Genomic DNA, 20,825 nt, shown 5'->3' on the forward strand with positions numbered 1-20,825 from the left:
GCTGACATTGGTAGAAGTAAAAAATAAGAAGAATTTGAAAGGAGCTATCCAAAATAATAATTTGGAATAGCTCCTATTTAGTAGGAAGAACAAATTGTATTTCATAGATTGTAATGTAGAATGCCCTTCTAAGCCCCTTCTAAGCCCCTACCAAGTAATAAATCACTAAGAAAAAACAAAAACAAGAACAAAACAAGCGCGAAAAAATGAAACCGGCGTTGTAGTAGTAAAAAAATTGTAATTCGAATGCCAAAACCATTCCCGTATGCCTATCTTTATAATGAAGGATTAAAATTTTCCTATTTACTAGCAAAGAGTGGAGGGAAACATATGGCGGTATACCGTAATGTGCAGGTGAACTTTTGGCAAGATGAATTCATATTAGATTTAACGCCAGAGGAGCGTTATTTTTACATATATTTGTTAACTGGTACGAAAACAAAGCAATGTGGTATTTACATATTACCGAAGCGTGTGGCAGAGCTTGAAACAGGTTATAGTATGGAGACTGTTGAGAAGTTGCTAAACAGGTTTGTTGAGTATGGAAAGATTTTATATGATACGGAAACGAAAGAGGTATTCATAATAAATTGGTTACACTATAACCCTATTTCAAATACGAATGTGGAGAAGTGCGTATTACGTGAGTTAAAGACTATAAAAAGTAATGAGTTCATACATATATTTTTACGTAAATGCCTTGAAGAAGAATACAAGATTCCATTATTATTGCAGCATTTTGGTATGCCAAAAGAAGAGGATAATAGTAGTTCACAAGTAGTTATTGAAGAGAAAGAAGAAGCGGAAGAGATAGAGGTGGAAACCATAGAAGAGGACGTTCCAAATAGTGAAGTTTATAAGTTTTATGAACAAAATATTAGTAGTTTATCCCCATATATTGTGAAGGAATTGAAGAATTGGATACAAAGACTTTCTGGAGAGAAAGTGTTAGAGGTACTTAAAATTGCGTTTGAAAATAATAAGAAAACGTTAGCTTATGTGAGGGGGATTTTGAGGAATTGGTGTAGTGAAAAATTAAAGGATTTTAGTGGGGAGAAGTGCGTAATGGGAAGTTTAGAGAGAAGGAAATGTATTTTGAGTAGTGTATTTTAATTTACATTAACTTAACATAGAATGTATGTTCGTTTTTGTGAGATTTATGCTATACTACCATTAAATAAGGGTATTTTTATAATAGATAAAAAGATGCGGGGGGTACAAAGTTTGACTACTAGTACATCTGAGTTGTTTCAATATATTAATATGACAGAAGAACAGAAACAATTATCACAACGATATTTACAGACAAAAGAAGAAGAGATTTTAAAAGATATTCAACTAACGACAATTCGTGATCAAAAAAGAAGCGATTTTGCGGAGCGATTTATAAACGATTTTAGGAAAGTGCATAAACAAGATCCGGATTTTTTTCGATTATTTTACCATATACTCGAGGAGCAATTATTAAATGTTCTTGTAGTCCGTTTTGCGCATGTCAGTTTTTCTAAAATGAAGATTTATTTAGAAAAAAGTGCACTTCCTTTGGACAAACTTGTAGCAATCGCATGTAAATATTTATCCAGTATTTCAAGTTATGTGAATGAAGCAGATGTTTTTCTTAGAGAGTTAACAAGAGAGAATCCGAACTATATAGAGGGACAATTACATACTTTACCAACTAACCAGCAAGTAACATTACTTCTTGTAATGTTTGATGTAGATTATGAAAAGTTTCGTACATATAGTTCTTTATTGAATGAGAGGTTAGAAGAACATACAGAATTTATATTGAAACTGCTAGGGGAAAAGGAAAAGGTTGAAGCAGTTAAACGGTATTTAAAAGGTAAAGATGATAGTGAAGTATTTATAGGTGGGAATTTACCGGAACATATTTGGCGGCTATTATTTTGTGTTCATAAATATTCGAATGTTGCGAGGCGATATATTGAAATATTGGCGAAGAAAAATGTTTGGGGTTTTATAAACTATGCAACACGTTATATGTGTCACACTCTCGGTCAGTCTCAAAACTACAAAAAAACTGGTAGTGTAAATAGAGAAACATATGAAGAAATTCAAAGTTTTTGTACACAGTTTTGGATTTCTAAGGAAAGATTTTTTGCGCATCGTCTAAGGCAACATGATTTAAATAGTGAGGATTTTTGTAAGACGTATGAATATGAATTGCTATGCTTTATGTTGGAGGAAGATCCTGAATTTATTCAACGTACTTTGCAATATGTAAGTAAAATGAATTATCTCATCATCGCACGCACGTTAGCTGAAAAAGGATATGAGCTAAATATAGGGAAAATGCGAGAAGAATTTTTTGTTGCTGCTTTGCAAATAAAATTGTCTACAGTGCGGGATACATATCGTGATTATTTACTAGGGAAATTGTCACTTGAGGATATGGAGCAAATACTTAAAAATCCGAAATATAGAAGTATGTATTGGGGTATGCCGGTGTTAGAGGTTGCGCTTCTTTGGGATATAGATGATATAGCGAAGAGGGAAGCTGTACTTACACTACAGTTTGGAGATGAAGATAGTGTTAATTTATACGAACTTCTTTACGAATGTTCTGTCAGAGGAGTAGAACCGAAACAAGTATTAGAAGATCTGCTTTCGTATGGATTAAGTAAGGAAAAGCTTATCGCTTATGCAGTTGAAGAAGCTGCATGCTACAGTGAAGAGCGAAATAAGGCGAAGGAAGCGCTTGTTTGTGTAATTGTAAAAGAACAAGCGTACATCATTGAACGATTTGATGAGTATTCTGCTGTGGCCAAAGCATATATTTTAGAAGAGTTAGCAAAGGATAACATGATTAAAATGCGTCCAATTTTAATTAAAAGCTTAGGAGATTCATCTAAAAAAATGCGTGAGTCTGTAGTTAAACTGCTTTCAAAAGATGTAGAAGCTGCAGCAGATGTAGCAGTTGAACTTCATAATAAAAAGAAAATTGTTCGTGAAAATGTGATGAAAATACTTATAGAGTATAAGCTTGAAAAATATACGAAACTTGTACAGGAAGCTTTGCAAGAAAGTAAAAATGAATCTTTCGCAGGAAAATTCTCGTTTTTATTTCAAACGGAGGAAGAAAAGATAGAAGAACTATGTGCACGTATTTTAACTGAACAAACAAGAAATTCACTTCTGCAATTGATTGGGGATGAGCCACAAATCCGTTTACGTGACTCTGATGAAATTGCTGATGCTGCAATTCCGTTAGCCTATTTACAACAGTATATTTCAGATGCTGTTATTGAGAAGAAAGAAACAGCAGAAGTAATTGGTAGAGCTTTAAATGAAGAGGACTTAAAAGAATATGTGCAAACAATATATCAAATATGGATTTCTCAAGACGCAGATTTGAAGAAACGTGGAATTCTTTCGCTATACGGAATGTATAGTGACGACAAAATGGTCGACATACTTATAAAGCAAATTGCTGAATGGGTGCTTCAAATGAGAGGAAAGATAGCAGCGGATGCCGTTCGTGCTTTAGGTTTGTCTTCATCTAAGCTTGCACTTATGTCTATTCATGCAATAGCATTTAAATATAAACATAAGCAAGTACGTAATGCAGCAAAAGAAGCGCTAAGTCTTGCTGCGAAAACACGTGGTATAACAGAGGAAGAGCTGGAAGATCAATTGGTGCCGGACCTTGGCTTTACTATACATGGTGAAAAAATAATTGATTTCGGGAATCGAAGTTTTACTGCCATTTTAACTACAGAGTCAAAAATTGAATTAGAGACAGAAGAAGGAAAACGTATGAAGTCACTTCCAAAGCCGGATGCAAAAGATGATGTAGAAAAGGCTGAAGAGGCTAAAAAAGAATTAGCCTCTTTAAAGAAGGAACTCCGAAATACTCTTTCCATGCAAAAACAACGATTGGAAACGGCACTTTCATTAAAGCGTTATTGGTCACATAATGCATGGAAGTCTGTATTTATGGATAATCCAATTATGAAGCAATTTTCTATTTCACTCATTTGGGGTGAGTATAAGGAAGGGAAGTTGCTGAAGGCATTCCGTTATGCAGAAGGTGGCGTGTTCTGTACAATTGCCGGGAAGAGTTATGAACTTTCATCTGGCACTGTTATTGGTTTCGTTCATCCGTTAGAATTGCCTGAGGCGGAGAAGGAATTATGGAAAGAGCAATTAGAAAGTGCGGGAATTGTTCAGCCGTTCCTACAAATTGAGCGTCCAGTGTTTGTAGTAAAAGAGAATGATGAGAGTGCTATTGAGAGATTTGGCGGTATTTTACTAAATGGTCGTTCGTTATTCGGTAAGATGACGAAGCTTGGATGGATCCGTGGGTCTGTTCAAGATGGCGGTGTATATTATACATTTTACAAAGAAGATACTCGTACCGGATTAGGAGTGCAATTGTCATTTAGCGGAGCACCGATTGGTTATGAAGATGAAGAAGATGTATGTGTATTTGACATTCAATTTTATAAAGCAGGTACAGTGAATCGTGGTTCATATGAATACGATGAGATTGATGATGAAAGACGCATTGTACCAAAAGAAGTAGATAAACGCTTCTTTAGTGAAATGTTATATGATGTGCAAGTAGCGACAGATTCAAATCTTGGGCATAATGAAAGTTGGCGTAGCGAACGATAAGAAAACCCCCTTCATTGGTAGGAAAATGAAGGGGGTTTTTCAATGTTTCAAAAGGTTCTTTCATAATAGAAGCGAATTAGGGGGAAGAGGATTTTTATCCTTTTAGAAGGGATTGGTATCATGATCAAATAGATGATTTATCATACGACTACACTGAATACAGCGGGAATAGAAGGGAAAATGTTAACGTTACAGCCACGGTAATGATAGAAAAGACTTTTACTATATGTAAGAGTCTCTTTTTTTGTAAACGCGACAAAATTTGACAAAAAAATTTGCAGGAACTTGTTATAATTTCTGTTGGAATATTTTGTTTAACGAGAAATGGGTGTATAGCGTAAAAGATTTCGATGTCATACAAATACATTTTTTGTTTTACATTCAAGGATTTCATAAGAGAAGAATTACAAAAATGAATGACATGGAGAAGTCATAGGGGGAGAGGAGATTTAGCATGAGTATTAAAGTAATAAGAGCAACAGGGGTAATGGGAGGAGCAGCAAGAGTTGCTGTAAAGGTAGATAACGAAGTAGTAATGAAACTTGAGAATAACGAAGAATATACGCTTCCTTTTGAATTAGATGAAGCGAATATTAAAGTAAAACAATTCTTTTTTGGAAGTAAAGAAAAGAAAGTAAAGGATGGCGATGTAGTAGAAATTAAGATAAATAGTATTGCTATGCTATTACTGATGGTGTCAATGATGGCTGTTTTATTTGGTTCGTCAATTGGTATAAATATTGTTGTTTTTGGTATGATAGGAGCTTTAGTTACATTAGTATACGGATTGAATAACTGGTTTCGTTTAGAGGTTAAATAATTATTGTATATATATTTATTTCAGTTTATTTACTATACATGGGATGAAAATATTTTTAAGTGGGGAATGGGGAGAATCAGTATGAAGAAAATGGTTGTAATATCTAGTTTGGCGCTAATAGTAGGTTTAACAACTGGTTGTAGCAGTGAAAAAACAAGTGGACCTAAAACAGTATCTGTAAAAAAAGAAAAAGAGTTAGTAGCGAAAGATATTTTTAAAAAAGCAGCTGACGGATTAAAACAAGAGGAATATCTTACATTGACATCTCTTATGTCAATGAAGGGGAGCGGCCAATCAGAAGAAATTAAAATGAAAATACAAATGGAGCCGAAACTGAAGAATTCTAGAGCTGAAATGAAAATAAGTGGTACAGATATTGTAACGTATGAAGTAGATGGAAAGGTCGCTGCTCAAGTGAAAAACCCTGATACAGGAGAGTTAGTTACGATACCTAATGATCAATTTAATGTAAATGATGTAATGGTCAGTAAAAATTTACTTAATGAGTTAGATTTACCGGAAGCTTTGGCTAAGAAAATGAAAGCAAAGAAAGATGGAGACACATATAAACTTACACTTGATTTAAAGGGAAAAGAAGCGGTAGATACGTTACAAAAAATTAATGGAGATATGAAAAAATTAACGGAAGGATTTAATATGGATGCGTTTAATATTGAATATATAATAACAAAAGATTATAAATTTGAAGAGATGCGAACAACTATAAAAGTGAGTGAAAGTAACTCAGATAAAAAAGCTAGTACAGATAAGGAAAAATTGGATGCAGTTGTGAGTATAAAGATTGATTCATATGAAAAGTTTGATTCAATTAAGTTACCAGAAGGGATTCAATAATTTCAATCGTAAAAGGATAAAAAGGAGCGGAAATCTGCTCCTTTTTTATTTTTCCTACTATTTTTAGAAGATTTATATGAATATAGTTGAACGGCACTTCATTTTTTTCTGGAATAAATGTGAAACGTTGTATAAAATAATCAAGAAAGGCAAAAATTATAGGGGGAAAGTTGTGAAGAAAAATAAGAGTTTAATAAGTTTTTTAGGAGTGTTTATTATGTTGTTTTCTTTTTGTTTTCAAGGAAATGTACAGGCAGATGTAAATACTGTTCAATCTGGAAAAATCAAATCAGGAAACGTAACAGTATGGGAAGTTGGAAATGTAGCGAAAGTATTAGCGGATGTGGAGCGCTTAAATTTAAATACAGTAAATGTACCGATTCAAGTAGATATCCCAAATGTGACTTCTACTAATATGGTAATTAATCAAGCGCAAAAGCAACAAGCTATTATTTTAATTCAAGAATTATTAAAGCGTAATATTCAAGTTATAGTGGAACCGTTCCCATATATTCAGCAGGGGAATGTTGGAGAGACAGAATGGAACCCAAGTAACATTAATGATTTCTTCTGGAATTGGAAGACGGTTATTCTGCAAGATATTTTTAATTCCATTACAAGTAAATACAATGTGTATGGACTAAAGATTGCTTCTAATTTCGTGAATATGGAGTATGCAGAAGGATACTGGAGCGATACAATTGATTTTGTTCGTAATCAGTATAAAGGAAATGTTTTGTATCAAATGAACTGGTGGTTAACAGCAAGCTGGGATCCTTCTTATGAAGCGAAGTTTATAGAGAAAATAAACCGTCCGTATTTAAAGAAGGTAGATATTGTTAGTATCGATAGTTGGTTTGAAGTTTCTGGAAAAAGGAATCCGTCATATGAAGAAGTGAAGCAAGGTTTATTTGCGACGACAGTATATAACCGTGGACAAAATGTTGTTCAGCAATTGGAACAATTACATAATGCAACAGGAAAGCCCGTTTATTTTGGTGGATTTAACGTTCCAGCACGTGAACTTGGACTGCAAAATCCGTGGAATCCAGATGTTTCTAATGTGTTTTCGAAAGATGTACAATTAAATGGATGGCGTGCTTACCGCGATGTATTAGAACCGAAACCATATTTTAAAGGTTTTTCAATTTGGTTTATTGGCTCTAATGATAGTACACATCCGTATCAAATACATAGTAAAGAAGCGGAGGCAGTTATTAACGGCTGGTACCGAAAATAATTTTTACAAAATAGGTAAGTTTTGAAGTTTACTACATATATTTCTAGTGAAAGGCCTTTCACCATCTTATCACCTAGGGGGCAATCATAATGAAATTTTTGTCTTACCTTACAGTAATTTTGGTGATTCTCGGCGGTTTGAATTGGTTGTTTGTAGCGTTAGATTACAATGTAGTTGAGAAATGGTTTGGTTCTATGCCGGCGCTTGTGGACACTATTTATTGGCTCATTGGTCTTTCTGCTATTTATCAAATTTTTGATCGGTTCTTCACGGATAATTAGCAATTATACTTTATTACTAGAGTGTTAAGTACGATTATGTACTTAACACTTTTTTGTATGTTTATAAAAATAGTTTGCACATGCAAGCGATTCCATTGCGTCTTGCGCCGTAATAATAGAAAACAAATTGACCACGTATTATATTTTGGGTTATAATTCAGAAAGTTTAAAAATTAATAAAAATGAGAAATAGGGAGGTTATGAGGGTAATGGAGAGAGTCTATAATTTTTCAGCAGGACCATCAATACTCCCTTTGCCAGTTTTAGAGAAAGTGCAAAAGGAGCTTGTAAATTATAACGGGACAGGCATGTCTATTATGGAAATGAGTCATCGATCTTCTTATTTTCAAAGTATTATAGAGGAAGCGAGTAACTTACTTCGTGAATTAATGAGCATCCCTGATGAGTATGAAGTTTTATTTTTACAAGGTGGTGCGTCATTACAATTTTCTATGATACCACTGAACTTAATGAATACGTATAAAAAAGCTGGATACGTACTAACTGGCTCATGGTCTAAAAAGGCACTGCAAGAAGCCGAAAAAGTTGGGGAAGTACAAGTAATTGCTTCTTCCGAGCAAGAGAAGTTTACTACGATTCCTAAACTGGACGGTTTACTAAGCGATGAAAAACTAGATTATGTACATATTACAACGAATAATACAATTGAGGGGACAAAATATGTGGATATTCCACATATAGAAAGAGTGCCGCTCGTTGCGGATATGTCTTCAAATATTTTGTCAGAACAATATGATGTTTCGAAGTTTGGTCTTATATACGCGGGGGCGCAAAAGAATTTAGGACCTGCGGGCTTAACGATTGCTATTATAAAAAGAGATTTAATTGGGGGAGCAGATCGCTCTTGTCCGACAATGTTAAATTATGAAACTTACAGTAAAAATAACTCCTTATATAATACACCGCCATCCTTTAGTATTTACGTAACAAAACTTGTACTAGAGTGGTTGAAAGAGCAAGGCGGAGTATCTGCGATTGAAGAACAAAATAGAATGAAATCTTCACTTATTTATCATTTTTTAGATGAATCTAAATTGTTTACTTCACCAGTTGATCCTGCGTATCGATCACTTATGAACATTCCATTTACAACACCGTCAGAAGAACTTAACAATGAGTTTTTACAAAAAGCGAAGGAACGCGGCCTTGTTACGTTAAAAGGACATCGCTCAGTTGGCGGTATGCGTGCCAGTATTTACAATGCGATGCCAGCACACGGCGTAAAACGATTAGTAGATTATATGAAGGAATTTGAGCTTGAGAATAGATAGGGAGATGGGGATATGTTTCGTGTTCAAACGTTAAATCAAATTGCAGAAAAAGGTTTGCAAGTTTTTACTGAAGAACGTTATGAAGTAGGAGATAGAATCAATCATCCAGATGGAATTTTGCTTCGTAGCTACTCTCTACATCAAGAAGAGTTTTCAAAAGACTTAAAGGCGATTGCAAGAGCTGGCGCTGGTGTAAATAATATTCCTGTCGAGCGATGTACAGAAAAAGGAATTGTAGTATTTAACACGCCGGGGGCAAATGCAAACGCTGTAAAGGAACTCATTATTGCCAGTCTTATTATGTCTTCACGTAACATTATTAATGGTGTAAGTTGGACGAAAAACTTAGAGGGTGAAGAAGTACCACAGCTTGTTGAATCAGGAAAAAAACAATTTGTTGGATCAGAAATTGCAGGGAAACGTCTAGGTGTTATCGGACTTGGCGCAATCGGTGCTTTAGTTGCGAACGATGCGTTAGCGTTAGGCATGGATGTTATCGGATATGATCCTTATATTTCAGTTGAAACAGCTTGGCGTCTTTCTACACATGTGCAAAGAGCATTTAGCCTTGATGAAATTTTTGCAACGTGTGATTATATTACACTGCATATTCCTCTTACGAATCAAACGAAGGGGATCATTGGGGAACACGCTGTAGAGAAGATGAAAAGAGGGATGCGTCTATTTAATTTCTCTAGAGGAGAACTTGTAGATGAAAAGGTTCTTCAAACAGCATTAGAAGAAGATATTATTACACATTACGTAACGGATTTCCCGAATGAAAATGTAATAAAGATGAAAAATGTAACAGCGACGCCTCACCTTGGCGCATCAACGTCTGAATCGGAAGAAAATTGTGCAGTAATGGCGGCGCGTCAATTACGTGAATATTTAGAGACAGGAAATATTCGTAACTCAGTAAATTATCCAAACGTAGAATTGCCGTATATCGGAAAGAAACGAATTACAATTATGCATCAAAACGTCCCGAATATGGTAGGGCAAATTACAGGATGCTTAGCGGAACATCATATTAATATTGCCGATATGATTAATCGTAGTAAACATTCTTGGGCATACACAATGATTGATATCGATAACGGAATTGATGATATAATAAAAGAGAATATTGTAGAAAATATAAGCAAAATTACAGGTGTTGTAGCCGTTCGAATGATTGTGTAAAGGAGAGAGGAATGTGGCAAAAATACGACCGTTTCGGGCCATTCGTCCAGTAGAGGAAAAAGCGGCACAAGTGGCAGCTTTACCGTATGACGTATTAAATAGTGAAGAGGCAAGGGAAGTTGTAAAAGGGAATCCATATTCTTTCTTGCATGTTGATAAAGCAGAAATTGATTTAGATCCTGAATTGTCACCGTATGATGATCGCGTGTATGAAAAAGCGGGCGACAATTTAAAGCAATTTATACGAGAAGAAGTGTTCATACAAGATGAAGAGCCAGCGCTATATATTTATGAACTGACGATGCAAGGAAGAACGCAGTCAGGCCTTGTCGTTTGTACATCTATTGATGAGTATGAAGATGATACAATTAAAAAACATGAAAGAACACGTCATGAAAAAGAACTAGATCGTATTCGCCACGTAGATGTGTGTGACGCAAATACAGGTCCGATATTTTTAACTTACCGTACAAAAGATGAAGTAAAGCATTTAATTAGAAGCTGGAAAGAAGAGCATGCGCCAATTTATACATTTACAGCAGAAGACGGTGTTAAGCATGTTGCGTGGAAGATTGCAGATGAAGATGTAATTACGACTTTAGTAAACGCATTTGAAGATATTCCTAATCTTTATATTGCAGATGGGCATCACCGTTCTGCATCAGCTGCAAAAGTAGGACTTATGAGAAGAGAACAATATCCAAATTACACAGGAGAAGAGGAATTTAATTTCTTCTTATCGGTTCTATTCCCTCATGATGAATTATCGATTTGGGACTATAACCGAGTTGTGAAAGATTTAAACGGTTTATCAGAAGAACAGTTTTTAAAACAAATCAAGCAATACTTCTATGTAGAAGAAGCACCTGTTTCTCCGTATAAACCAAATGAACCAAAAGCATTTGGAATGTATGTAAATGAGAAGTGGTATAAGCTTACTGTGAAAGAAGAAACATTTGATGCGAATGATCTTGTTAGAGGTTTAGATGTATCTATCCTGCAAGATCATTTATTAAGCCAAGTACTTGAAATACATGATCCGCGTTCTGATTCACGCATTGATTTTGTTGGCGGAATACGGGGGTTAGAAGAACTAGAACGCCTTGTGAACAGCGGCGAATACAAAGCAGCATTCGCATTATATCCGACATCTATGGAAGATTTATTAGCAATCGCAGATGCCGGAGAAGTCATGCCGCCGAAATCAACGTGGTTTGAACCGAAACTGCGTAGTGGATTGTTTGTTCATTCTTTAAAGTAAATATTGACTTCTATAGTTTTGAAAAACCGAAATGATTTGAGTTTCGGTTTTTCTTATTTTGGCTCAGTTAACGTTTAATGTTGATTTTCATGTTAAGATTGAAATATGTAACAGCAGGTCGCTACAAAAAATGGAGGAAATACGATGAAAATGCATCTTCAAAAAAGTTTTTATGTTGAATTGAAAAATGCAATTCGTTGTCATTATAACGAACTTTTAACTAGGTGCGGTGTTGACACAATATATGGGTACTCCATATTAACAGACGATTGTGTCAATAGCATTGGACCAGTGGCTAATGAAGAAAGACTAATCAAAGTTAATAAATCGGACCCTTTATACAATTATTATAGATACGGAGCTGTTGAGTGGAGCGAATGGGACGATTTTGGAATGTTTGATGAAGTGAAAAAAATTATTAAGAAATATCATAATATTGTCGAAGATGACTTTAATATACGAGTAAATACACTGTTGAAAGAAACGTTAAATGTGTTAATGGAACTTGAATCAGAAGGATTGTTTGGAGATAGAGATGATAATCGATTTATTGTCATTTGTGTAACTGATTCTTCGAACGAAATCATGATTGAATCAGCTCGATTGCTTAATACATTAAAGACATACGAAGAATATGCGTCAGAATTTGCATAAGAATAAATATAAGTAAAACTGCTCTCTATAAGAGGCGATTTTCATTTGATCGAAAGTCACCAATTAATAGTAACGATTCGTTGTGACGTAACAATTGAACAATTAGAACCTGATGAAAAAAACGTACAAAGATAATTGCGATGTTTACATGTGTGAATCAAGTTGGAAAAGAAGTTATGAAGGGAAGTTTTTCGGGGATTATTCTTTAATAGGAGAAGTAATGAATAAGTGGGTTCTCCATGCCTCTCAGGCTTAGCGTTTTAATTCCCCCATAACGTATATTCTGTTCTTTTCTTAACTATTAGAAAATAGTTGAATAAGCTCGTCAACAAAAAGGACATTCCGAGTATTACAAGAAATGTCCTTTCTGCTAAAATGTAAGGTATTTTGCTAAAATTCAAACTCTAAAATCAGTTTACTAGTTTGACCTGTAAACTGATAATTATAGGACCCTCTCAGATTTTCTAAGTTACCGGTAGCTTTAATAATTGTTCCTGGGGAATCTAAATTTCCTTTATCAAATATTCCTTGCTCTATAGCTGTGAATGTCCCTTGTTGCCCCTTATAAATTCCTTCAAAGTGTAAAAATCCAGAAATTTTAGCCGTAGCCAAGTGACCATCATTTATATTTGAGTCTAGATAATATAATAAGTATTCAACAAAAGCTTTTCCTTTTAATTCTCCATCAATATCATATTCAACATGGGCAATATTAATAGGGAAATCTTTTCTAGTATCATCAATTAGTTTTTCATCCCATTTACTTACTGTAAATGTTACTTCCATACACGCAAATCCCCCTTTATCATTAGATAAGTAATCTTCATATCATTTGAAAAGTACCAATTCACAGTCATATCTTATAGGAGTGTTTTTTATTTATTTGAGTCCTGTCATATCGTTATCTGCTCCTCCCCACGAAGGACTTACTGTCGCCACGGTATCTCCTGGCTGTAATCTCTTTGGTTTTTTTAACATGTTAACTCCGCTCCTACATAATGTAATGGACTACGATTATACAAACTGTATCATTGAAAAACATGATGTATGACATTAGTTTCTTCATCATCAATCCGTTTACCTGCTGGGATTCAAGAATTCAGTCTTAGTGTTGAATATAGGAATAACCGATTTATATTTGAAAATTACAGTATGCAACATTGCATGAGGAAAACGGTTGTTATTTTCACTACCTGTAACTATAATGATTACAGGTTGGTCGATACCAATCAAAAAAATAAAATCATCATGAATGGAGATGTTTCATAATGGGTATGAAAAAATTAATTTTAGCAGGTGCTTTAGGGATCGCAGCATTATCAGGAACAAATTTACCAGGACTAGAAGTAACAAAAGCGAGTGCAGCTTCTATTGAATCGAATTTCTCGACGTTAGAAGGACGAGTAGTAGAAGTAGATAACGGTGTAATTGTTGTAAAATCTAAGCAATATGAGGAACCGGTTAGTGTGTATATTGATTCACTTTCAAATGTGAAAGTAGGAGATGAAGTAAAAGCTACTGGATCTATGATGCGTAATTTTACAGAATATATGGTTGCAACTGCAGTTGAAAATACAACAAACAAGTTAGGTATGCACATGAAAGAAGATGGCTCACCTAATTATGTAATTGGAGAAGTATCAAAAGCAAGAACGATGGAAGATGAGGGAGACGGTGCTACTAAATATGTTGTAGTTGAGTATCCATCGCTAAATGGGAAGAAAGCTATTATTGATGTTTTCTTAACAAAGGGACAAGTATTTAATGTGGGTGAGAAAGTGAAAATTGATATGAAGTATGTAGGCTGGGGTGGTATTTCTATTAACTGGAACACAGTTGATCATATTGAAAAAGTTCATGAAGCAAAGACGAACGCTGAAAATAATGATGATGTATGGATTTGGTCTTAATAAGGCGAGTATAGGTCGTTATTTGCAATTTTCTCCAAACAATACATGTAAAAAATAAATGTATCATGCAGTACCCATCTCATTGCGTATGACAATTAGATGGGTACTTTTTTATTTGAAATTTGCGCAAGTCAATGTTGAGCATTTCTTTTTAAGAGTAAATTACGGTTGAAATCAAAACTTTATTTGCAGTACATAATAAATAATGTTGATTTTTTATCTTATATTAAAATAAAAACAAACCACTGTTCGATTTGAATATTCCACGATATAATGGTGAGAGTTTATGACAGAATAAATATTTACATAAGAAGTGAGGTACTGTATGAAAAAAAGAACGACAGACATTATTTTTATTATTATTGGTGCATTTCTTTTTGCGTTAGGTGTCAATTTATTTGTTATCCCGAACGAGTTTGGTGAGGGTGGGGTAACAGGTATCACGATTATTACGTACTATTTATTTGAATGGTCACCAGGTTTAGTTAACTTAATTTTAAATGCGATTTTGTTAATAGTAGGTTATAAATTTTTAAATAAAATCACAACAATTTATACGATTATCGCTGTAGTGACTAACTCGCTATTTCTTCATTTAACAGAAGGCTGGACAATTGCTTCGGATGAAATGCTTGTAAATGCCATTTTCGGAGGAATATTTATCGGGTGTGGTATTGGTCTTATCATTCGCGTTGGTGGAACGACAGCAGGTACTACGATCTTAGCAAGAATGACGCATAAGTATTTAGGCTGGAGTATTAGCTACGGTCTACTGTTCTTCGATTTAATCGTTGCGTTTTCATCTTATTTCATCATTGGTGCAGAAAAACTGATGATAACAATTATTATGCTATATGTGGCAACGAAAGTGATGGAATTTGTAATTGAAGGGTTAAATCCGAAGAAGGCTATTACGATTATTTCTGATAATCCAGATGAAATTGCCGGGAAGGTGACAACCTTAATGGGGAGAGGGGTTACCGTGTATTCAGGTCATGGCTATTACACGAAAACGCCGAAGGATATTCTTTATGTTGTTATTAATAAGCAAGAAGTAGTGAAGCTAAAACGGATTGTTCAAACTACGGATCCGGCGGCGTTCATCGCTATACACGATGTTCGTGATGTGTTCGGAGAAGGATTTGTTGATATTTCGAAGGCTTAGAAATTGTTTTTGATTAAAATAATTTTAATACTAAAACGTGAGAATCTATTTTGAATAGTCTTTTTTCAAAATAGATTCTTTTTCTTTTTCTTGCAAAAAATTCAATTGTTTCTTAAGGTAAGGATGTAGAAGGATGAACAAGAGAGGGTTTAATGAAGATGATACATATTTTATTAGCTGATGATGATAAGCATATTAGAGAGTTGTTGCATTACCATTTACAAAAAGAGGGGTTTAAAGTTTTTGAAGCAGAAGATGGAAAGGTAGCGCAAGACGTTTTAGAGAAGGAAAATATTCATCTTGCGATCGTAGACATTATGATGCCGTTCGTTGATGGCTATACGTTATGTGAAGAAATCCGGAAGTATCATGATATACCGGTTATTTTATTAACGGCGAAAGATCAGTTAGTTGATAAAGAAAAAGGATTTATTTCTGGTACGGACGATTATATCGTAAAACCATTTGAACCAGCTGAAGTGATTTTCCGTATGAAAGCTTTATTACGACGTTATCAAATGCTGAGTGCAGATATTATTACGTTGCACGGAACGACAATTGATCGAAAAGGTGTAGAAGTAAAGTGTAACGGTCAAACAATTTTGCTTCCTTTAAAGGAATTTGAGTTATTATCACAACTTGCTAGTTATCCTGGAAGAACATTTTCAAGAGAAGAGCTAATTGAATTAGTATGGGGAATGGATTTTGAAGGAGATGAACGAACAGTTGATGTTCATGTGAAAAGGCTGCGAGATCGTTTCTCAAAACGAACGGATGATTTTCAAATTACGACAGTGCGCGGCCTCGGGTATAAGTTGGAGTTGAACTAAGATGAAATCACTATATTCTAGATTTGTATTTATGACGGTCGGCATTATGCTACTTAGTAGTATTATCGGCTTTTTATTAACGAACGTATATTATCAAGTGAAATTAAAACCGTATAACAGTGAAAAGATTTTAAAGTATGCTGAAGAAGTTAAATCGTTATATGAAAAGCAAAGTGAAGAAAATCAAGAGGCGTACTTACATTCTATCGCAAAGTTAGGGTATGAAATTTATATTGTCGATGATCAAAAGAATGGAAAGCGTATCGGTAATGCGTTTCGTAAGACGTCTATTAGCGATGCTACTGTTCATAAAGTATTGCAAGGAGAAACGTTTAATGGTGTTTCTACATATCCAACGCGTCTCTTTATTACAGGGTTTTTCGATAATGAATTAATTAATAGCGTCGGTGTCCCAGTACAACACGGTGATAAACAGTACGCTTTATTCATTCGCCCTGACGTTCAACAACAATTCGGCGAGATGAGAATTTTTCTAGCGGTATTACTAGGGTTTATCGTACTATTAAGTATTATTTTTATAGCGATTGCAGCAGGTTATATCGTTCGCCCAATCCGTAAATTTACGAAGGCTACGCAAAAAATTGCGAGTGGGGAATATGAAATTGAATTAGATGTAAAACGAAAAGATGAAATAGGAACGTTATCTACAAGCTTCCAAAAGATGACGAAGAGTATTAAAGAACTAGATGAAATGAGACAAGAATTCGTTTCGAACGTTTCACATGAATTTCAGTCGCCACTTTCTTCCATACAAGGTTTTTCAAAAACGTTGCAAACAGAAAAGATGAGTGAGGAAGAAAGAAATCATTACTTACAAATTATTGAGGGTGAAAGTAAGCGAATGTCTAGTTTATGTAAACAGTTACTTACCCTTGCGTCATTAGATAAAGAAGAGAAGGTTCTACAAATAAGAGAATTCAATCTGCAGAAGCAAATTAAAGACGTCATTTTTATGCTTGAGTGGAAATGGCGGGAAAAAGATATCGCCGTTGAATTTGATGTGCCAGATATCACTATAAAAGGTGATGAAAACTTACTTCATCAAGTATGGAGTAACATTTTCACGAATAGCATTAAGTTTTCAAACGATGGTGGAACGATTGAGTTTTTCGTCGAAGAGTTAGAGTCTAGTGTCATTATTTCTATATCAGACAACGGAATCGGTATGGAAAAAGAAGAAATGGATCGTATTTTTGACCGTTTTTACAAAGTAGATACAGCAAGGACGAGAAACGTAGAAGGTAGCGGTTTAGGGTTGTCGATTGTGCAGAAGATTGTTGAACTGCATCATGGAAACGTTTCGGTGTATAGTACGAAGGGGGAAGGAACAACCGTTCGGGTGGAGCTTCCGAAATAGATGGAAAGAAAGAGGCTGTTTCGGAACGGCCTCTTTTTTTGTCGTTTTATGTCGGTAAGTCGATATAATCGGAAAATCGCTGATATAATTTGAGTTGCGCCGATATATTTTGAAAATCGCCGATATAATTCTATTTGCGCTGATATATTTGAAAAATCGCTGATATAAATTTCACGTACTCCCATTTCTGCTATAAAGCCGCACCTTTCCCGCGCTCAAAAAGTATCAGATGTAATTTAATTTCCCCTCTGTAATCTTCTGTTCATATTCCGTTCATATTTCTTTTTTATGATTAGTGCATAGAAAGAAAGAGGAAGGAGCGAGCGAAATGTTTTTAGCTCTGCGTGAATTGAAACAATCAAAATTAAGATACGGATTAATCGGACTTATCATGGTTTTATTATCATTTTTAGTCCTTGTTATTTCAGGATTAGCAAATGGATTATCATATGATAATGCTTCATCGATTCAAAATATGGAGGCGAATAAGTTCGTTTTAGCAGATGATGCGGAAAATAAATTACTTCGTTCACAAATTAAGAAAGACGATGTAGATAACGTAGTAAATCAAGTAGGCGAGAAAGAAGCCGTTCCGTTTCGTGTGAAAGTTTCAACATATGAAAAGAAAGATAGTTCGAAAAAGGTTGATATCGCTATTTTCTCAAGTGAACGGGATTCATTTTTAGAACCGAACATTGTAAAAGGGGAGAAATTAGGTACAGCAAACAACGAGATGGTTGCTGACGAATCGATTAAAGAGAAGGGAATCGATCTTGGAGATACAATTATCGATCCTGTTTCAAAGAAAGAATTTAAAATCGTCGGATTTACGAAAGATCAAATGTTTAGCCATACACCAGTCGTTTATGTAAATGAAGACGTATGGGGATCCATTTCACAACCAAACCAAAAAGATTATAGTGCAATTGCACTTAACGCAGATAAAGAGATTAAAAATGCTCATGTTATCGATAAAAAAGAAGTACTGCAAAGTATTCCAGGATTTAAAGAAGAGCAAGGAACATTAACGATGATTATTGCGTTCTTACTTGTTATCGCTGCATTACTAATCGGTGTATTCTTCTACGTTATTACACTGCAAAAAACACAGCAATTAGGTGTATTAAAAGCAATCGGTACAAAGAACTCGTATTTAGCAAATAGCTTAGTCGTGCAGGCGTTATTCTTATCAGTCGTTGCGATGGTAATCAGTATCGTTCTTGTACAAGGGTTAGAACAAATTTTACCAGCAGGTATGCCGTTCTTATTAACAACACCGATGATTGCGCAATATGCAGCAATCTTTATCGTAATTAGTATTTTAGGAACACTTATTTCGTTATACCAAGTATTAAAAGTTGATGCATTAGAAGCAATTGGAGGCGGGATGTAATGACTTCATTATTAAAATTAGACAAAGTAAGTAAAGTGTACGGAGAAGGGAATACGGAAGTAACAGCCCTTCATCCGATATCGCTTGATGTGAAAGCTGGAGAATTTATCGGGATCGTCGGTCCTTCTGGATCAGGGAAAAGTACGTTATTATCAATCGCGGGTGCATTATTATCACCGTCAAAAGGGGATATTTACATTCGTGAGCAAAATATTACGAAATTATCAGAAAAGGAAATGACAGACATTCGTTTGAAAAAAATCGGCTTCATTTTCCAGTTTGCAAACCTTGTTCCATATTTAAATGTGAAAGAACAGTTACTTTACATTGCAAAGCTAAAAAAAGAAAGTAAACAAGAATCCGAAAAGCGTGCAGATCATTTATTAGCGGCATTTGGATTAGGAGAAAGAAAGAATCATTATCCAAATCAACTATCTGGCGGGGAAAAACAAAGGGTAGCAATCGCTCGTGCGTTCATGAACAACCCAGATTTAATATTAGCGGATGAGCCAACGGCAAGCTTAGACTCAAAACGCGCACGTGAAGTTGTTGAAATGATGAAACGCGAAGTGAAAGAGAGCCAAAAAGCAGCAATTATGATTACACATGATGAAAGAATGCTTGATGTATGTGATCGTATATTGACGCTTCGAGATGGACAGTTAATATAAAAAAAGGAAAACCGTACATGTATGTGCGGTTTTCCTTTTTTAATGGACTTATTTAGAGAATAACGTTTTAATTTTATTACGAGTAAGTAATAAAACACCGCCTAATACAGATAGCATTCCTAGAGCCATATTGTTTGATTGCTCGCTACCAGCGTTAGGAAGTTCTTTAGCGTTATTGTTTTTAGTACCATTATCTGCTTGCGTTTGTTTAGACTGTGATACTTCATTAATCTTGTTATCAACATTTTGCTTCGTTGTATGTAACTCAGCTAATTTGTCGTCAATTTTTTTCTCAGTATGCTTAAAGTCGTTGATTTTAATATCTAAGTCTTGTTTTTTCTTTGATAAATCATCTGAAACAGTTTGTTTCGATTGTTTAATTTCGTTAATTTTATTAATTAAATCTTGTCTAGCTTCTTGTAAAACAGCTAGTTTATTTTTTACATCTTGTTTAGCTAATTCTAAGTTAGCGGAAAGACTGTCTAAATTGCCTTTAATTTTCTTAAGTTCCTCTAACGTGTTACCAGTATTCGGCTTGTTTTCTTTTAGTTCAGCGAGTTTGTCCTCAGCAGTTTGTTTCGCTTTCTTTAACTCAGCTAATTTTTCATCTACTTGTTTTTTAACTTCCTTAAGTTCATTAACCTTTTGATCAATGTTCTCTTTATGTTGCTTCATTTCATTCACTTTTTCATCGACAGTTTGTTTATGTTCTTTAATCTCATTCACTTTGTTATCGATATTTTGCTTATGTTCTTTTACTTCAGCAACTTTATCTTCTACTTGTTTTTTATGCTCTTTAATTTCAGCGATTTTATCTTCGGCGATTTGTTTGTCTTGCTGCAGTTTTGCATCTAGTTCTTGTTTATGCTGTTTAACTTCGTTAATTTTTTCATCAGCAACTTGTTTACGTTCATGTAGTTCATTCACCTTCGTATCAACATTTTCCTTAACCTTGTTAAGTTCATTTAATGTTTGATCCACGTTTTCTTTGTGTTGCTGCAATTTTGCATCTAACTCTTGTTTATGTTGCTTAATTTCAGCTAATCGATCTCCCGTACTTTGCTGAGGAGTAGCATCATTTACTTCCGCATGAGCAGAGTTCGCGCCAGCAATCATTGCTAAAGCTAGTGTAGACGCAGCAATTGTTTTTTTTGTTTTCATATTTTTGTACCTCTTTTCTTTCATATGCATGAACTGTTTTGTGTAAAAATGAGCATATAGAAGTAGATTCTTCCATCATTATATACCATCT

The 20,825-nt window shown here is 34.7% G+C and carries 18 protein-coding genes; 16 read left to right on the forward strand and 2 right to left on the reverse strand.

Going from position 1 to position 20,825, the window contains the following annotated elements; translation table 11 throughout:
• The first annotated feature begins 330 nt into the window (after positions 1–330).
• The 10 genes from AU379_RS07880 to AU379_RS07925 all read left to right on the forward strand — a co-directional run bounded on the left by AU379_RS07880 (position 331) and on the right by AU379_RS07925 (position 12,226).
• On the forward strand, positions 331–1,113 hold the full coding sequence (locus AU379_RS07880; RefSeq protein ID WP_000312089.1) for a DnaD domain protein: 783 nt from the start codon (positions 331–333) through the stop codon (positions 1,111–1,113).
• A 111-nt stretch (positions 1,114–1,224) separates the two neighbouring features.
• Positions 1,225–4,638 carry a DUF4132 domain-containing protein gene (locus AU379_RS07885; RefSeq protein WP_061139089.1) on the forward strand — a complete coding sequence of 1,138 codons (3,414 nt, stop codon included), beginning with the start codon at positions 1,225–1,227 and terminating at the stop codon, positions 4,636–4,638.
• Positions 4,639–5,092: 454 nt separating this feature from the next.
• Positions 5,093–5,458, forward strand: a complete 366-nt coding sequence (locus AU379_RS07890) for a hypothetical protein (RefSeq protein WP_000025025.1) — start codon at positions 5,093–5,095, stop codon at positions 5,456–5,458.
• Between the two features lie 81 nt (positions 5,459–5,539).
• Positions 5,540–6,313: a DUF6612 family protein gene (locus tag AU379_RS07895; RefSeq protein WP_000738989.1), complete on the forward strand. Its 774-nt coding sequence runs from the start codon at positions 5,540–5,542 to the stop codon at positions 6,311–6,313.
• Between the two features lie 172 nt (positions 6,314–6,485).
• The gene (locus AU379_RS07900; protein ID WP_000739763.1) at positions 6,486–7,553 is read left to right on the forward strand and encodes a hypothetical protein; all 1,068 of its coding nucleotides are present in this window, start codon (positions 6,486–6,488) and stop codon (positions 7,551–7,553) included.
• 89 nt (positions 7,554–7,642) lie between these two features.
• Positions 7,643–7,834 (forward strand): DUF378 domain-containing protein, encoded by a 192-nt coding sequence (locus AU379_RS07905; protein ID WP_000670803.1) that lies wholly within the window; start codon positions 7,643–7,645, stop codon positions 7,832–7,834.
• A gap of 209 nt (positions 7,835–8,043) precedes the next feature.
• Positions 8,044–9,126: a 3-phosphoserine/phosphohydroxythreonine transaminase gene (gene serC / locus AU379_RS07910; RefSeq protein WP_000442941.1), complete on the forward strand. Its 1,083-nt coding sequence runs from the start codon at positions 8,044–8,046 to the stop codon at positions 9,124–9,126.
• Between the two features lie 12 nt (positions 9,127–9,138).
• Positions 9,139–10,311: a 3-phosphoglycerate dehydrogenase family protein gene (locus AU379_RS07915; protein WP_000490230.1), complete on the forward strand. Its 1,173-nt coding sequence runs from the start codon at positions 9,139–9,141 to the stop codon at positions 10,309–10,311.
• A gap of 13 nt (positions 10,312–10,324) precedes the next feature.
• On the forward strand, positions 10,325–11,572 hold the full coding sequence (locus AU379_RS07920) for a DUF1015 family protein (protein WP_001063069.1): 1,248 nt from the start codon (positions 10,325–10,327) through the stop codon (positions 11,570–11,572).
• A gap of 144 nt (positions 11,573–11,716) precedes the next feature.
• Positions 11,717–12,226 carry a DUF4303 domain-containing protein gene (locus AU379_RS07925; protein ID WP_000781769.1) on the forward strand — a complete coding sequence of 170 codons (510 nt, stop codon included), beginning with the start codon at positions 11,717–11,719 and terminating at the stop codon, positions 12,224–12,226.
• Positions 12,227–12,616: 390 nt separating this feature from the next.
• Here AU379_RS07925 and AU379_RS07930 read toward each other — a convergent pair whose 3' ends face one another.
• Complete coding sequence (locus AU379_RS07930) at positions 12,617–13,012, reverse strand: DUF3224 domain-containing protein (RefSeq protein WP_000454079.1); 396 nt, start codon at positions 13,010–13,012, stop codon at positions 12,617–12,619.
• Between the two features lie 482 nt (positions 13,013–13,494).
• On the opposite strand from AU379_RS07930, the gene AU379_RS07935 reads away from it, so the two are divergent.
• The 6 genes from AU379_RS07935 to AU379_RS07960 all read left to right on the forward strand — a co-directional run bounded on the left by AU379_RS07935 (position 13,495) and on the right by AU379_RS07960 (position 19,573).
• Positions 13,495–14,136, forward strand: a complete 642-nt coding sequence (locus tag AU379_RS07935; protein WP_000525522.1) for a F0F1 ATP synthase subunit alpha — start codon at positions 13,495–13,497, stop codon at positions 14,134–14,136.
• Between the two features lie 325 nt (positions 14,137–14,461).
• Positions 14,462–15,301 carry a YitT family protein gene (locus AU379_RS07940; RefSeq protein ID WP_016118250.1) on the forward strand — a complete coding sequence of 280 codons (840 nt, stop codon included), beginning with the start codon at positions 14,462–14,464 and terminating at the stop codon, positions 15,299–15,301.
• A 152-nt stretch (positions 15,302–15,453) separates the two neighbouring features.
• Positions 15,454–16,131 carry a response regulator transcription factor gene (locus tag AU379_RS07945; protein ID WP_000781962.1) on the forward strand — a complete coding sequence of 226 codons (678 nt, stop codon included), beginning with the start codon at positions 15,454–15,456 and terminating at the stop codon, positions 16,129–16,131.
• A gap of 1 nt (position 16,132) precedes the next feature.
• Positions 16,133–17,509 (forward strand): HAMP domain-containing sensor histidine kinase, encoded by a 1,377-nt coding sequence (locus tag AU379_RS07950; RefSeq protein ID WP_000839491.1) that lies wholly within the window; start codon positions 16,133–16,135, stop codon positions 17,507–17,509.
• A 328-nt stretch (positions 17,510–17,837) separates the two neighbouring features.
• Positions 17,838–18,902 carry an ABC transporter permease gene (locus tag AU379_RS07955; protein WP_061139090.1) on the forward strand — a complete coding sequence of 355 codons (1,065 nt, stop codon included), beginning with the start codon at positions 17,838–17,840 and terminating at the stop codon, positions 18,900–18,902.
• Positions 18,902–19,573, forward strand: coding sequence for an ABC transporter ATP-binding protein (locus AU379_RS07960; protein ID WP_000202587.1), 672 nt, complete (start codon positions 18,902–18,904; stop codon positions 19,571–19,573). Before AU379_RS07955 ends, AU379_RS07960 begins: the two co-directional genes overlap by 1 nt.
• Positions 19,574–19,621: 48 nt before the next feature.
• Here the strand turns inward: AU379_RS07960 and AU379_RS07965 are convergent, their stop codons facing one another.
• On the reverse strand, positions 19,622–20,734 hold the full coding sequence (locus AU379_RS07965; protein ID WP_044795144.1) for an LPXTG cell wall anchor domain-containing protein: 1,113 nt from the start codon (positions 20,732–20,734) through the stop codon (positions 19,622–19,624).
• Positions 20,735–20,825: the final 91 nt, after the last annotated feature.

This window comes from Bacillus sp. JH7, from assembly GCF_001563515.1.
In the GTDB taxonomy this organism is placed as follows: domain Bacteria; phylum Bacillota; class Bacilli; order Bacillales; family Bacillaceae_G; genus Bacillus_A; species Bacillus_A cereus.

Excerpts from the sequence above, each read along its gene's own strand:
- AU379_RS07895 (WP_000738989.1), top strand. The coding sequence starts at position 5,540 with ATGAAGAAAATGGTTGTAATATCTAGTTTGGCGCTAATAGTAGGTTTA.
- AU379_RS07915 (WP_000490230.1), top strand. The coding sequence starts at position 9,139 with ATGTTTCGTGTTCAAACGTTAAATCAAATTGCAGAAAAAGGTTTGCAA.
- AU379_RS07955 (WP_061139090.1), top strand. The coding sequence starts at position 17,838 with ATGTTTTTAGCTCTGCGTGAATTGAAACAATCAAAATTAAGATACGGA.
- AU379_RS07925 (WP_000781769.1), top strand. The coding sequence starts at position 11,717 with ATGAAAATGCATCTTCAAAAAAGTTTTTATGTTGAATTGAAAAATGCA.
- AU379_RS07940 (WP_016118250.1), top strand. The coding sequence starts at position 14,462 with ATGAAAAAAAGAACGACAGACATTATTTTTATTATTATTGGTGCATTT.
- AU379_RS07880 (WP_000312089.1), top strand. The coding sequence starts at position 331 with ATGGCGGTATACCGTAATGTGCAGGTGAACTTTTGGCAAGATGAATTC.
- serC (WP_000442941.1), top strand. The coding sequence starts at position 8,044 with ATGGAGAGAGTCTATAATTTTTCAGCAGGACCATCAATACTCCCTTTG.
- AU379_RS07890 (WP_000025025.1), top strand. The coding sequence starts at position 5,093 with ATGAGTATTAAAGTAATAAGAGCAACAGGGGTAATGGGAGGAGCAGCA.
- AU379_RS07905 (WP_000670803.1), top strand. The coding sequence starts at position 7,643 with ATGAAATTTTTGTCTTACCTTACAGTAATTTTGGTGATTCTCGGCGGT.
- AU379_RS07930 (WP_000454079.1), bottom strand. The coding sequence starts at position 13,012 with ATGGAAGTAACATTTACAGTAAGTAAATGGGATGAAAAACTAATTGAT.
- AU379_RS07935 (WP_000525522.1), top strand. The coding sequence starts at position 13,495 with ATGGGTATGAAAAAATTAATTTTAGCAGGTGCTTTAGGGATCGCAGCA.
- AU379_RS07965 (WP_044795144.1), bottom strand. The coding sequence starts at position 20,734 with ATGAAAACAAAAAAAACAATTGCTGCGTCTACACTAGCTTTAGCAATG.
- AU379_RS07960 (WP_000202587.1), top strand. The coding sequence starts at position 18,902 with ATGACTTCATTATTAAAATTAGACAAAGTAAGTAAAGTGTACGGAGAA.
- AU379_RS07950 (WP_000839491.1), top strand. The coding sequence starts at position 16,133 with ATGAAATCACTATATTCTAGATTTGTATTTATGACGGTCGGCATTATG.
- AU379_RS07945 (WP_000781962.1), top strand. The coding sequence starts at position 15,454 with ATGAAGATGATACATATTTTATTAGCTGATGATGATAAGCATATTAGA.